This is a genomic window from Microbacterium sp. C7(2022) (assembly GCF_028823665.1).
In the GTDB taxonomy this organism is placed as follows: domain Bacteria; phylum Actinomycetota; class Actinomycetes; order Actinomycetales; family Microbacteriaceae; genus Microbacterium.
Genome location: NZ_JAPEHV010000005.1, coordinates 247,503 through 260,352, shown reverse-complemented (window position 1 = coordinate 260,352; position 12,850 = coordinate 247,503). Strand labels below are relative to the sequence as shown.

Here is a 12,850-nt window from a genome sequence, read left to right as displayed (position 1 = left end):
CTGTCATGCCCGAGGCCACACCCCCCACCCGTCACACGGACGCCGGCGACGGCACCACTCACGTCGTCGTTGTCGGCGCCGGCATGGTGACTCATCGCTTCGTCGAGAGCCTGTTGACCCGCGCGGACCAGAGTTGGCGCGTCACCGTTATCGGCGAAGAGGGGCGTCACCCGTACGACCGGGTCGGGCTTACCGGCTTCTTCTCGGGGGCCACCCCGGAAGACCTGACGCTCGAGCGTCGGGCGTTCGACGATGAGCGCGTGCGGTTCGTACCCGGTGATGCGGCGGTGCGTATCGACCGCGCAGCCCGCCGGGTCACGATGCGGAGCGGCAACAGCGTCGCGTACGACCGACTGGTGCTTGCGACCGGATCTTACGCGGCCAAACTCGCCGTCGACGGCTTCGGGCTCGAGGGCTGCTTCGTATACCGCACACTCGACGACGTCAACCGGCTCCGCTCGTTCGTCGAGCGCCGCTCCGCAGAGCTCGGTCGCCCCCTGACCGGTACCGTCATCGGCGGCGGCCTCCTCGGTCTCGAGGCCGCCGGCGCGCTCCAGGGGCTGGATATCGACTGCACCGTCGTGCAGTCCTCAGACCGCCTGATGTCGGCCCAACTCGACCTCGCCGGCGGCAACGCTTTGAGTCGGTTGATCCAGTCGCGCGACATCCGGGTGCGCACGAACGCCGTCACCACTCGCCTCGATCCCGATCGCACCGGCCAGGTTGCCGGGCTGGAGTTCCGCGATGGCAGCTACGAAAACACCGATGTCGTCGTCTTCACGGTGGGAGTCCGCCCACGGGATGAACTCGCTCGGAACGCCGAGATCACGACGCACCCGCGCGGCGGGGTGGTCATTGACGCCGGGTGCCAGACCTCGGACCCGCGTGTGCTCGCAATCGGCGAGGTAGCGAACTACGACGGCATGTGCGTGGGTCTCGTCGCCCCTGGCTATGCGATGGCCGAAGTCGCCGCGACGCGTCTGCTCGGCGCGGAGGCGCAATTCCCCGGTTACGACCTGTCCACGAAACTCAAGCTGTCAGGCGTCGACGTCGCCAGTTTCGGCGACGCGTTCGGTGAGACCCCCGGGGCTCTGGACGTGGTGTATTCGGACCCCGTCGCTGGCGTCTACAAGAAGCTCGTGCTGTCCGACGACGCGCAGACGCTGCTCGGTGGCATTCTCGTCGGTGACGCATCCGCCTACGGCTCATTGCGCCCCCTGGTCGGGAGCGCTCTGGGCGGTGACCCCGCTGCGTACCTCATGCCCGAGGGCGGAGTCGCTGCACCCACCGGTGACCTCCCCGACGAAGCGCTGGTGTGCTCGTGCAACAGCGTGTCGGCCGGTTCCATCCGCTCCGCAGTGCACGACGAGGGGTGCACTGATGTCGCCGCGGTGAAGGCTTGCACCAAGGCGGGCGCCGCATGCGGCTCGTGCGTGATGATGGTGAAGAAGATCGTCGGCACCGAGTTGCAGAAGTCCGGCGCGACGCTCAGCAACGCCCTGTGCGAGCACTTCGACGTCTCTCGCCGGCAACTCTTCGACGCTGTGCGCGTATCCGGCCTGACCACCTTCAGCGCGGTGATCGAGCGCTTCGGCCGTGGGCGCGGATGCGACATCTGCAAGCCTGCTCTGGCCAGCATCCTGTCGACGCTCACAGGCACTCACGTGCTCGACGGTGAGAACGCGACTCTGCAGGACACGAACGACCATGTGATGGCCAACCTCCAGAAGGATGGAAGCTACTCGGTCGTCCCTCGCATCCCCGGCGGCGAGATCACCCCCGACGGGTTGCTCGCGATCGGCCAGGTGGCCAAGGACTTCGGTCTGTACACGAAGATCACGGGTGGGCAGCGAATCGACCTTTTCGGCGCGCGCCTCGAGCAGCTCCCCGACGTATGGACGCGACTCGTGGATGCAGGCTTCGAGTCGGGTCACGCGTACGGGAAGTCGCTCCGCACCGTCAAGTCATGCGTGGGGTCGACCTGGTGCCGCTACGGGGTGCAGGACTCGGTCGGCATGGCCGTCCAACTCGAGCTTCGCTATCGCGGGCTGCGCTCACCGCACAAGATCAAGCTCGGCGTGTCAGGGTGCGCGCGCGAGTGCGCGGAGGCCCGAGGCAAGGATGTCGGAGTTATCGCCACCGAAGCCGGCTGGAATATGTACGTCGGCGGCAACGGTGGGTTCACTCCACGCCACGCTGTGCTTCTCGCCGAGGGGCTGAGTGACGCCGAACTGCTCACCGCGATCGACCGCTTCTTGATGTATTACATCTTCACCGCCGACCGGTTGCAGCGCACGGCACCGTGGTTCGAAGATCTCGAAGGCGGCCTGGATGGCCTTCGAGCGGTCATCTTCGACGACAGTCTGGGAATCTGCGCCGACCTCGATGCCGCCATGGCGCGGCACATCGAAGGATACGAAGACGAATGGAAAGCAACTCTCCAGGATCCCGAGAAGTTGCGTCGCTTCGCATCGTTCGTGAATGCGCCGACCACGCCCGATCCATCGCTCGCGTACGTCGCGGAGCGCGGTCAGGTGCGACCGGCGACAGCTGCGGAGCGCGAATCACCCGTCCTGATCGCCGGAACGGTCCTGGAGGTACGCCGATGACTCTCGTGGATGCCACGCCTGACCAACTCGCCGAGCACCCCGGATGGGTGCGGGTATGTGCTCTGACCGATCTCGAGGTCGAGCGCGGAAGGGCCGCCCTTTTGGGAAGCACGCAACTCGCACTCTTCTTGCTGCGCGACGGCCACGTGCATGCCGTGTCGAATCTGGATCCTTACAGTGACGCGCATGTCATTTCGCGCGGCATCGTCGGGACCCGGCAGGATGCACCGTCTGTCGCTTCGCCGATGTACAAGCAAGTGTTCGATCTGCGCACCGGCATATGCATGGATACCCAGGGCAAGGATGCTCGTTCTCTGCGGGTATGGCCCGCCACAGTGAGCGCGGGTGACGTGTACGTGCGATGGGATGCCGGCGCATGACGACCCTGCTCGGCGTGTCGCTCGCGGGGCGCCGTGTCGTGGTTGTCGGTGGTGCTGCCGGGACGGCGCGCCGCATCGAGCGCTTCGTGCGGGACGGCGCGCGCGTCGCGGTCTACGCCCCGCGCGTGGCCAGCGAGGTCGAAACGCTCATCCGCGCGCACGCTCTCCCCTGGGTGAGGCGACTCCCCCGCGCCCGTGACCTGCGCGGCACGTGGCTGGTTCACGCAGCGAGCGGCGATAGGCGCACCGATGCGCGTATCGCGGCTCTGTGCGAGCAGCGACAAATCCTGTGCATCAACGCGAGCGCAGCAACACATGGAACAGCTCGGCTGGCCGCAGAGACGCGCTCCGGCGATGTCGTCGTGGGTGCAGTCTCAGATTCGGGCGCGGATCCGCGCCGTGCCGCGCGAGTTCGCAACGCGATCGGCGAGCTTCTCGACCGAGGTGCCCTACCGGTACGGCGTCGACGCAGCAGCGCACCGGGCCGTGTTGACCTCGTCGGTGGCGGCCCTGGCCCCATCGATCTGCTCACGATCCGCGGTCGACGTCTCATCGCGGAGGCCGACGTGATCGTCGCGGATCGACTCGGACCCGTCGACGTGCTGAAAGAGCTGGAGCCCGACGTCGAGGTGATCGACGTCGGGAAGCGACCGGGAAGCCACCCGGTTCCCCAGGAGGAAATCAATGCGCTCCTGGTCTCCCACGCACGTGCGGGCAAGCGCGTCGTGCGTCTCAAGGGCGGCGACTCGTTCGTCTTCGGACGAGGCGGCGAAGAGGTCCGCGCGTGCCACGAGGCCGGGGTTCCCGTCGAGGTGGTTCCGGGACTCACCAGCGCGGTCTCGGTCCCTCAGGCGGCCGGTATCCCCGTTCTGCATCGGGGAACGGCGTCACAGCTGTACGTGATGCACGGTCACGGAGAAGTGACAGAAGCCGCACTTGAAGCCATGCGCCAATACGACGTGACGTGCGTGATTCTCATGGGGGTCGCTGAAATTCCACGCCTCGCAGCGACGGCTCTCGCCGCAGGAGTACCTGCGGACCGCCCCGTCGCCATCGTGGAAGCGGGTCACACCCCGCGACAGAGAACCACCCGCACTACGCTAGGGAAAGCGGCATCGGATGCCGCGGCCGCAGGAGTCGCGAACCCCGCAGTGATCGTCATCGGGCACGTCGCTCGAGAAGGTCTGCTATACCCCCAGCCGTCGACGAACGCACACACTCTGGCAGGTGACACGCACCGGTGACTCCCCCCACCCGATCTCCCCTCTCGGCCGCACTCGAGGGATGCACGATCCTCATCGCCGTTGATCGCCGCTCCCTCGAACTGACGGCCGCCCTTGAACGGCACGGCGCGACAGTGCGCACCGCCCCGGCGCTGACGATCGTTCCGCACATCGATGACGACGCGCTGCTCTCCGCGACACGCGACCTGATCGCGAACCCGCCCGCGGTGGTTGTCGTCACCACGGGAGTGGGATTCCGCGGATGGATGGAGGCCGCCGACGAAGCGGGTGTCCTCGATGACCTTCACGCGGCACTCGAGGGGGCGCAGATCGTCGCCAGAGGCCCCAAGGCTCGGGGCGCGATCCAGCAGGCCGGGTTGGTCGCAGATTGGGTCGCCGAGTCAGAGACTTCGGCCGAACTCGGCGAGTACCTGCTCGCGCAGGGTATGGAGGGTCGCCGCGTCGCCGTTCAGCACCACGGATCCGGTGCTGACGGTCTCGACGACCTCTTTCAGACCGCGGGTGCCGATGTCGTCAGCCTCACGGTGTATCGCTGGGGCCCACCCCCCGACCCCGAAGTCGTCCGTCGCTCTGTCATCGCCACCGCTCAGGGTGAGGTGGATGCTGTGCTGTTCACCTCGGCACCCGGAGCAGCCGAATGGCTTGCCACCGCGCGCCGCGAGGGCGTCCTCGATGACATCGCTGACCTGAGCGACACCGGTCGCATTCTGATGGCCTCGGTCGGCCCCGTCACCGCCGGCCCCCTTCGACGAGCAGGAATCGAGCCATTGGTCGCCGATCGTGGTCGCCTGGGATCCCTCGTCCGGGCCGTCGTCACCCATTTCGGCAGCGGGCACGCCGCGCATTTGCCGACGGTCGCCGGTCGGTTGGAGATGCGCAGCACCGGCGCGATCCTCGCCGAATGCCACATCCCCCTCTCCCGCACCGGGGTCGATGTTCTGGCGGTACTCTTCGATGCCGCCGGCGGTGTCGTCTCTCGCGCGCGACTTCAGGATGCCCTGCCTCGTTCGGGAGCCAATACGCATGCCGTTGAGATGGCCGTGGCCCGGGTCCGCGAGGCGTTGGGCGCGCCCGACGTCATCAAGACCGTCGTCAAGCGCGGCTACCGCATCAACGTGCTCGATCCGGCTGACTGAATCAGCCCACTCTCACTCGGTCTGCGCGGGCAGAAGGTCTGGGCGCACCCGGCGAGTGCGTTCGAGGCTCTGCTCACGTCGCCACGCGGCGACGGCCCCGTGATTGCCACTGAGAAGCACGGGAGGAACTTCGAGCTCACGCCATACCGCCGGCTTCGTGTAGCTCGGGTACTCCAGCATCCCGTCCTCCTCGTGCGATTCCTCCACGAGACTCTCGGGATTGCCGACCATGCCCGGAATCAACCGTGAGACCGCTTCGATCATCGCGAGCGACGCCACCTCGCCGCCGTTGAGGACGTAATCCCCGAGGCTCATCAGACGCACCCGCCCGCGCGCGGCGTAGTGATCGACCACTCGCTGATCGATTCCTTCATATCGACCGCAGGCGAACACCAGGTGAGACTCGGATGCCAGTTCCCGCGCGATCGACTGAGTGAACCGCTCCCCGGCGGGCGACGGCACGATGAGCACCGCATCGTCGGTGATCACGGAGTCCAGGGCTTCACCCCATGGGTCGGGCTTCATGACCATTCCCGCGCCACCCCCGTAAGGAGTGTCGTCGACGGTGCGGTGGCGATCGTACGTCCAGTTGCGCAGATCGTGGACGCCGACGTCGAGGATGCCACGCTCGCGGGCCTTGCCGAGCAGCGAGACGTCGAGCACGTCGAAGAAGGCAGGAAAGATCGTGACGATATCGACTCGCATGACTTCGAGTGTAGGCAGTGCCCGTGTTTCGAGTGTGTGACGACGCACTAACCCCGTGACCATCGAGGCGGTGAAGCGAAGTTGATCCAGAGGTAACCCGCCGGGGGCAGGCCTGGAAACACGTCGTCCGTAGCGTGAGCAACACCATTCCTCAGGAGGCGTCATGACTCAGACCGTCACTCCGTCCACGACGGACATCGCTGCTCCATCCTCGGCCGACACCGCGGTCGTGCTCACCCACAGGCCCGGCCGCTGGATCGATGGCTGGAACCCCGAGGAGCCCACGTTCTGGGCAACCACAGGAAAAGCCATCGCTCGCCGCAATCTCGGGTGGTCGATCTTCGCCGAGTTCCTGGGCTTCATCGTCTGGCAGCTGTGGAGCATCGTCGTCGTGATGCTTCCTGCGGCAGGCTTCACCCTGACCAGCTCCGAGCTCTTCTGGCTGATCTCGTTGCCTTCTCTTGTCGGGGCGACGTTGCGGTTCCCCTACACGTTCATGGTCGCGCTTGTCGGCGGCCGCAACTGGACGATGATCTCGGCGGCGCTGCTGTTGATCCCCGCGGTGCTGCTCGGCATCGTGGTATCGAACCCCGAAACGCCGTTCGGCGTCTTGTTGCTCGTTGCCGCGCTCGGTGGCGTCGGCGGCGGTAACTTCGCCAGTTCGATGGCCAACATCACCTACTTCTTCCCGCAGAAGGAGAAGGGTTGGGCGCTCGGACTCAACGCCGCCGGAGGCAACCTGGGGACGTCGGTCGCGCAGTTCGCGGTCCCGATCGCGGTCACCATCGGCGCCGGCACGGTCCTCAACATCTCGCTCGCCGGCTGGATGTGGATTCCGCTCATCCTCGTCGCCATCTGGGGCGCGTGGAAGTACATGGACAACATCTCATCGGCCAAGGCGGATTTCGCCGGCTCGGCCGCGGCGCTTCGCGAGCCCCACCTGTGGGTCATGGCGCTGCTCTACATCGGCACCTTCGGATCGTTCATCGGCTTCGCCAGTGTGTTCCCGAAGCTGATCGCGGATCAGTTCCCCGAGTTCTCCACGTTCCAGGTCGGTGGGGCCGCCGTGTCGCTGGCATTCTTGGGCGCCCTGATCGGCTCGCTGGCACGCCCCTACGGAGGCAAACTGGCCGACCGGTTCGGCGGTGCGCGCATGACCGTTAGCGCCTTCGCCGTCATGGCACTCGGTGCTCTCTCCCTGGTGCTGACGTTACCCCTTCAGAACTTCTGGGTGTTTCTCGGATGCTTCTTGGTGCTCTTCGCCGCGACCGGCATGGGCAACGGGTCGACGTACCGCATGATTCCAAACATCTTCGCCGCACGAGGGCTGGCAACCGGAGCCCTACCCGGAACCCCGGAGGGCCTGAAGATGCAGCGCAAGTCGGCCGCAGCGCTCGGTTTGATCTCCGCAATCGGCGCGTACGGCGGATTCCTCATCCCCCAGATCCTCAACGCATCGCAGTTGACCTCGGGAAGCTACAACGCCGCGTTCTACGGCTTCGTCATCGGATATGTCGTGCTGATGGTGCTCACGGCTGTCATCTACATGATTCCCCGCCGCGCGCTGGCTCAGCAGCGGATCTGAGCGACGCCACCCCACACAAATGGATGGCCCGCACCTCTGAGAGGTGCGGGCCATCCGTTCGTTGGTCAGTACACGTCGCGGGCGTAGCGCTTCGCGCTGACGAGATCCGCCTTGTAACGCACCGCATCGTCGTGCGACATCGACCCGTGCTGCTGAATGATCTGCACGAGCGCAGCGTCCACGTCTTCGGCCATCCGCGACGCATCGCCGCACACGTACACACACGCGCCGTCTTGCAGCCATCGATACAGCTCAGCCCCGTGCTCGATCATTCGATCCTGCACGTACACCTTCTGCCGTTGGTCACGCGAAAACGCGAGATCAAGCCGCGACAGCACGCCTTCTGCGCGGAACTGCGAGAGTTCGTCGCGATAGTAGAAGTCCGTCGCCTCGTGCTGCTCACCGAAGAACAGCCAGTTGCGACCGGTCGCACCCGTTGCCCGACGCTCCTGCAGGAACCCACGGAAGGGCGCGATGCCGGTACCCGGGCCGATCATGATTGCCCGCGCAGCGGGATCGACGGGCGGACGGAAGTGTGTCGAACGCTGCAAGAAGATCTGGACCTCATCGCCGAGTTGGGCGTCCGCGAGGTATGCCGAGCCCACACCCCCTCGGTGCCGCCCGCCCTCTGTCTCGAACCGAACGACCGAGATGGTCAACTCGACGCGGTCGGGATCGTGCGCGGAGCTCGACGAAATCGAATACTGACGCGGCTGAAGCTTCTTCAGAACACTCAGCCACTCCGCCGCGGTAGCATGCACCGGGAACATCCGCAGCAGATCCATCGCTTGCATGCTCCACACGAACCGCGCCAAGCCGCTCTTGTGGTCACGGCGCAGCAACGTGTTCAGGTGCGGGTCACCATGCCGTTCGGCGACGAACGCCAGCAACTCCGGAGTGATCCTCGTGATGTCGAACACGCTGCGCGCGGCATCCGCCATGTAGTACTCGGTTCCATCGACCTCGACGACCGTGCGCGGCGACAGCCCGGTGACCTCGAGCCACTCCCCAACGACGGCGTCGCTGTGCGGGCAGATCACGCCAAGCGAATCGCCGGCTTCGTATACCGCGCCCGTGTCGGCGAGGTCGAATCCGATACGGCGCACCTCCTTGGCTGAACCGGGCAACGTCAGCAACTCGTTGACGACCAGTCGTGCCGAGATCGGGTTCGTACGTGTAAAGAGGCGGGATGTGGCCACCGGCATCACAGGCGTCGTGACCTCATCCGATCCACTGAGGATGCGCGACATGTCATCGAGCCATGCCATGGCTGCCCGCTGATAGTCGGGTTCGCAGTCCACCCGGGCACGCATCGACGTCGCTCCCAGCTCCGCGAGGCGTTCGTCCAGCTTCCGACCGTGTCCGCAAAACTCGTCGTAGTTCGAATCGCCGATCGCGAGGACGGCGAACTGAAGGCCGTCCAGACGCGGCGCGTCCGCGCGAGCGAGCGCGCTCCACAGCCCCGAGCCGTTATCTGGGGGGCCTCCGTCGCCGAACGTCGAGGTGACCACCAGAACGCGGCACTTCCCCTGCAGCTCTGCCACGGAGTAGTCGGCCATGCTGATGGATCGTGCAGCGACGCCGCGATCGGTCAGAGTGGATGCCGTCAACTCGGCGAGCTCTTCGGCGTTTCCTGTCTGCGACGCCCACAGGACAACGACCTCGTCGGCGCGGGCCGTCTCACCGGCAACATCCCCGGCCGTCGCAACCGTCGCACGCGAATACAAGCCCGCCAGCACCCCGTCGAACCATGCGCGCGCCGGGGCACGCAAGGGCGCGCCATCCGGCAGGACGGGGACGACACCCGGCGCCAGCACCGTACCTTCGAGAGCGGACAGAAACCCCGAGAAGTACGCATGCTCGCGTTCGTCGAGATCAGGGGCCACACCCACGCGCACGCCCGCACGATCGAGCGCTGCGCGCGCGCCCGACATGTCCAGGGCCGCAGGAGTCGCCGCGGACGTCGGCGCGGGTCCGACTCTGCGGAGTGATACCGCGGCGAACTTGAACTCCGGCTGCAGCGACGCCGCGTCGACAGCATCGCTGGTCACCGCATTCACCGTGAGGTACTCGCCGTGCTCATCGTTCCAGTGGAATGGCGCGAAGCAGCATCCGATCTGCACCCGGTCACTGACCTTCGCCGGAAGAACCACGCGGCCCCGCCGCGACGTGAGCTCCACGTCGTCTCCGTCGGCGATGCCGTGCGCCTGCGCATCGTGGGGATGGATCTCAACGAACGGATCAGGATGCAGCTTCACGAGTTTGCCGACTTTGCCCGTCTTCGTCATGGTGTGCCACTGGTGCTGCAGGCGCCCGGTGTTGAGGATGAACGGATAGTCATCGTCGGGAAGCTCGGCGGTGCCGAGATGGGGGCGCGCGAAGAACTGTGCGCGCCGGGACGGCGTAGCGAATGCCAGCGGCGGCACGGATCCATCCTGCGCAACGTGAAGGTGCTGGCTGACGCCATCGTTGAGGTATCGAATGGGATGCCGCGCCGCGTCATCGCCCGGAGGCGACGGCCATTGCACGGGCCCGGTTCGCAGCCGGTCATAAGTGACGCCTCTGATGTCCCAACCGGTTGCGGGGTTGGCGAACCGGCGGATCTCGTCGAAGACCTCTTCGCTGGAGCGGAAGGAGAACGCTTCACCGAATCCGAGCGCCTGCGCCACACGGCAGATCAATTGCCAATCAGGCTCGGCGTCACCCGGCGGCGTCGCTGCCTGCGCCGACAACGTCATGTTGCGCTCGCTATTGACGAGCACTCCGTCAGCCTCGACCCAGAGCGTCGCGGGGAGCAGCACGTCGGCGTACTGGTTCGTCGCCGTCTCGGCGAACACGTCCTGCACGATCACCAGCTCGGCCGCTTCCAGACCCGCGATCACGGTGCGCCGGTTGGCGACGGACGCGACCGGGTTCGTGCAGATGATCCACGCGGCCTTGATCTCCCGGGCGGCCATACGCTCGAACATGTCGATTGTGCCGGCACCGGCGTCGGTTCGGATCGTGTCCGCCGGAAGTCCCCACACCTCCTCGGTGAACGCGCGATCAACAGCGTTGAACACCGCTCGTTGGCCCGGGAGACCCGGGCCCATGTAGCCCATCTCGCGGCCACCCATGGCGTTGGGCTGCCCGGTGAGCGAGAACGGCCCGCTCCCCGGACGACAGATCGCTCCGGTGGCCAGGTGCAGGTTGCAAATCGCGTTGGTGTTCCATGTGCCTTGCGTCGACTGGTTCAACCCCATCGTCCACAGCGTCATCCACTCGCCGACTTCCCCGATCCATTGCGCTGCCGTGCGAATGTCATCCGGGTCCAGCCCCGTGATCGCGGCGACGCGCTCCGGCGTGTAATCCGCGAGAAAGTCGGGCATCGCGTCCCACCCGTCGGTGTGCGTGGCGATGAACTCCTCGTCGATGTCGCCGCTTCTCACCAAGAGATGCAACAGTCCGTTGAGCAGTGCCAGGTCCGTCCCGGGCGCGATCGGCAGGTAGAGATCGGCGCGGTCAGCTGTGGCCGTGCGTCGCGGATCCACCACAATCAGGCGGGCACCGCGCTTGAGTCGATCAGCCATTCGCAGGAACAGAATCGGATGGCAGTCCGCCATGTTCGAGCCGATGACGAAGAACAGATCAGCGCGGTCGATATCGTCATAGGAACCCGGTGGACCATCGGCCCCGAGCGACTGTTTGTAACCGGTGCCAGCCGAAGCCATACACAGACGCGAGTTCGATTCGATGTGGATGCCGCCGATGAAGCCCTTCATCAGCTTGTTCGACAGGTACTGCGCCTCGATGGACATCTGCCCGGACACGTAGAGGGCGACGGCGTCGGGTCCGTGTTCGTCGATGATCGCGCGCAGCCGCGTCGCGGCATCCGTCACCGCATCATCGAGGGAGACCGGTTCGGGCTCAGCGTGGCGGGCAGGCCTCACATGGGCCGAGGTCAACCGGCCCGGCGCGGCCATCACTTCGACGTGAGTGGCGCCTTTCGTGCACAGACGCCCGTGGTTTGCGGGATGCTCGGGGTCACCGACCGTGCGCGTGACTGTGCGGACCCCACCTTCAGACGAGGAGGTGACGCTCATGCCGCAACCCACGCCGCAGTACGAACACACGCCGCGCACAGTGGTCGTCGACGCCTCGTGAAGCGTCGATGCGGAATCTGCCACCAGCACCATGTGTCGATGATCCCGAAAGGATGTTCCGCCGACGGTGCGCGTGTGTTTCGAACGCGTCACATGCATCTCACGCCGACGAATAGCGGCGCGTGAGCAAGAAGATCAGTCCTGGTCAGGAGCCTCTTCGACACCGTCGCGGGTTTGAGCGGCATCCGCTTCGCCGTTATCGGCGTCGTCGATGTCCTCGAAGAGTCCCGCGGGAGGCGTCACGACAACATGGCCTGCGACGACATCAACCTCGGGCACGATCGCCTTGACGAAGGGAACGAGCACCTCGCGCTCGCCGCTGCCGTCGCCTACCACGCGAATCACGAGCAGGTCTTGCGCGGGGAGATGCTCGACACGGACCACACGGCCCACCGTCGCACCGTCACGCACGGCGGAAAGGCCTACCAGCTGGTGGTCGAACCAGGCATCGTCTTCCGAAGGCGATGCGGCAGGATCCTGATCGATCCACAGAATTGCGCGCACCAGTTCTTCCGCGCGAGTGCGGTCATCCACGCCCTCGAAGAAGGCGACGGGGTGCGAGTTCATCCACCGGAACTCGCGAACGGTCAGGGGCTTACCGTGCCAGGGCGACGAGGTGGGCACTTGGAGTGTGAACACTGCGCCGGGGACGAAACGGCCCTCGGGATCGTCGGTGTACAGCTCGAGCTTCAGCGCGCCCTTGAGGCCGTGCGCCTTGACCAGGCGCCCGACTCGCAGCTGCGTCTTTCCGCCCGGAGCGGGAGCGAACGAACCGTCATCCGACGGCTCGCTCGCTTCCGCTGCAGTCTCGCCCGCGTCAGTCATCTGCGACGTCTACGCGAACACGACGACCGTCCGCGAGTGCACTGATCACTGTGCGCAGGGCTTTGGCCGTACGGCCGCCACGCCCGATCACACGACCCCGGTCATCGGGATGTACGTGAACCTCGAGAACCTCTCCGCGAGCGGAGGTCGACGAGTCGATGCGCACGTCGTCGGGGTGATCCACGATCCCCTTGACGACGTGTTCGAGCGCGGCAGCCAGCAAC

9 protein-coding genes are annotated in these 12,850 nt (G+C 66.0%); 5 read left to right on the top strand and 4 right to left on the bottom strand.

Annotated elements, in window-relative coordinates; all coding sequences use genetic code 11:
- The first annotated feature begins 5 nt into the window (after nt 1–5).
- From nirB to ON062_RS09550, 4 genes are read left to right on the top strand one after another with little or no spacing between them, the layout of a single operon-like run.
- Nucleotides 6–2,609 (top strand): nitrite reductase large subunit NirB, encoded by a 2,604-nt coding sequence (nirB, locus tag ON062_RS09565; RefSeq protein WP_274646904.1) that lies wholly within the window; start codon nt 6–8, stop codon nt 2,607–2,609.
- Nucleotides 2,606–2,989, top strand: coding sequence for a nitrite reductase small subunit NirD (nirD, locus tag ON062_RS09560; RefSeq protein WP_274646903.1), 384 nt, complete (start codon nt 2,606–2,608; stop codon nt 2,987–2,989). The genes nirB and nirD overlap by 4 nt, the downstream gene beginning before the upstream one ends.
- The gene (cobA, locus tag ON062_RS09555; RefSeq protein WP_274646902.1) at nt 2,986–4,233 is read left to right on the top strand and encodes a uroporphyrinogen-III C-methyltransferase; all 1,248 of its coding nucleotides are present in this window, start codon (nt 2,986–2,988) and stop codon (nt 4,231–4,233) included. Before nirD ends, cobA begins: the two co-directional genes overlap by 4 nt.
- Nucleotides 4,230–5,369: a uroporphyrinogen-III synthase gene (locus ON062_RS09550; protein WP_274646901.1), complete on the top strand. Its 1,140-nt coding sequence runs from the start codon at nt 4,230–4,232 to the stop codon at nt 5,367–5,369. Before cobA ends, ON062_RS09550 begins: the two co-directional genes overlap by 4 nt.
- A 12-nt stretch (nt 5,370–5,381) precedes the next feature.
- Here the strand turns inward: ON062_RS09550 and trmD are convergent, their stop codons facing one another.
- Nucleotides 5,382–6,074 carry a tRNA (guanosine(37)-N1)-methyltransferase TrmD gene (trmD, locus tag ON062_RS09545; RefSeq protein WP_274646900.1) on the bottom strand — a complete coding sequence of 231 codons (693 nt, stop codon included), beginning with the start codon at nt 6,072–6,074 and terminating at the stop codon, nt 5,382–5,384.
- 163 nt (nt 6,075–6,237) lie between these two features.
- Here trmD and ON062_RS09540 point away from each other — a divergent pair, with 163 nt between their 5' ends.
- Nucleotides 6,238–7,659 carry an MFS transporter gene (locus ON062_RS09540; protein ID WP_274646899.1) on the top strand — a complete coding sequence of 474 codons (1,422 nt, stop codon included), beginning with the start codon at nt 6,238–6,240 and terminating at the stop codon, nt 7,657–7,659.
- A gap of 65 nt (nt 7,660–7,724) precedes the next feature.
- Here the strand turns inward: ON062_RS09540 and ON062_RS09535 are convergent, their stop codons facing one another.
- From ON062_RS09535 to ON062_RS09525, 3 genes are all read right to left on the bottom strand, one after another.
- The gene (locus ON062_RS09535; protein ID WP_274646898.1) at nt 7,725–11,834 is read right to left on the bottom strand and encodes a bifunctional nitrate reductase/sulfite reductase flavoprotein subunit alpha; all 4,110 of its coding nucleotides are present in this window, start codon (nt 11,832–11,834) and stop codon (nt 7,725–7,727) included.
- Nucleotides 11,835–11,936: 102 nt separating this feature from the next.
- Entirely contained in the window at nt 11,937–12,626 is a 690-nt protein-coding gene (gene rimM / locus ON062_RS09530; RefSeq protein WP_274646897.1) for a ribosome maturation factor RimM, read from the bottom strand.
- Nucleotides 12,619–12,849 (bottom strand): RNA-binding protein, encoded by a 231-nt coding sequence (locus tag ON062_RS09525; RefSeq protein ID WP_274646896.1) that lies wholly within the window; start codon nt 12,847–12,849, stop codon nt 12,619–12,621. Before ON062_RS09525 ends, rimM begins: the two co-directional genes overlap by 8 nt.
- Between the last annotated feature and the right edge of the window lies 1 nt (nt 12,850).

What these genes read in the sequence shown, in the direction of transcription:
- nirB (WP_274646904.1), top strand. Translation starts at nt 6, where the DNA reads ATGCCCGAGGCCACACCCCCCACCCGTCACACGGACGCCGGCGACGGC.
- trmD (WP_274646900.1), bottom strand. Translation starts at nt 6,074, where the DNA reads ATGCGAGTCGATATCGTCACGATCTTTCCTGCCTTCTTCGACGTGCTC.
- ON062_RS09540 (WP_274646899.1), top strand. Translation starts at nt 6,238, where the DNA reads ATGACTCAGACCGTCACTCCGTCCACGACGGACATCGCTGCTCCATCC.
- nirD (WP_274646903.1), top strand. Translation starts at nt 2,606, where the DNA reads ATGACTCTCGTGGATGCCACGCCTGACCAACTCGCCGAGCACCCCGGA.
- cobA (WP_274646902.1), top strand. Translation starts at nt 2,986, where the DNA reads ATGACGACCCTGCTCGGCGTGTCGCTCGCGGGGCGCCGTGTCGTGGTT.
- ON062_RS09535 (WP_274646898.1), bottom strand. Translation starts at nt 11,834, where the DNA reads ATGGTGCTGGTGGCAGATTCCGCATCGACGCTTCACGAGGCGTCGACG.
- rimM (WP_274646897.1), bottom strand. Translation starts at nt 12,626, where the DNA reads ATGACTGACGCGGGCGAGACTGCAGCGGAAGCGAGCGAGCCGTCGGAT.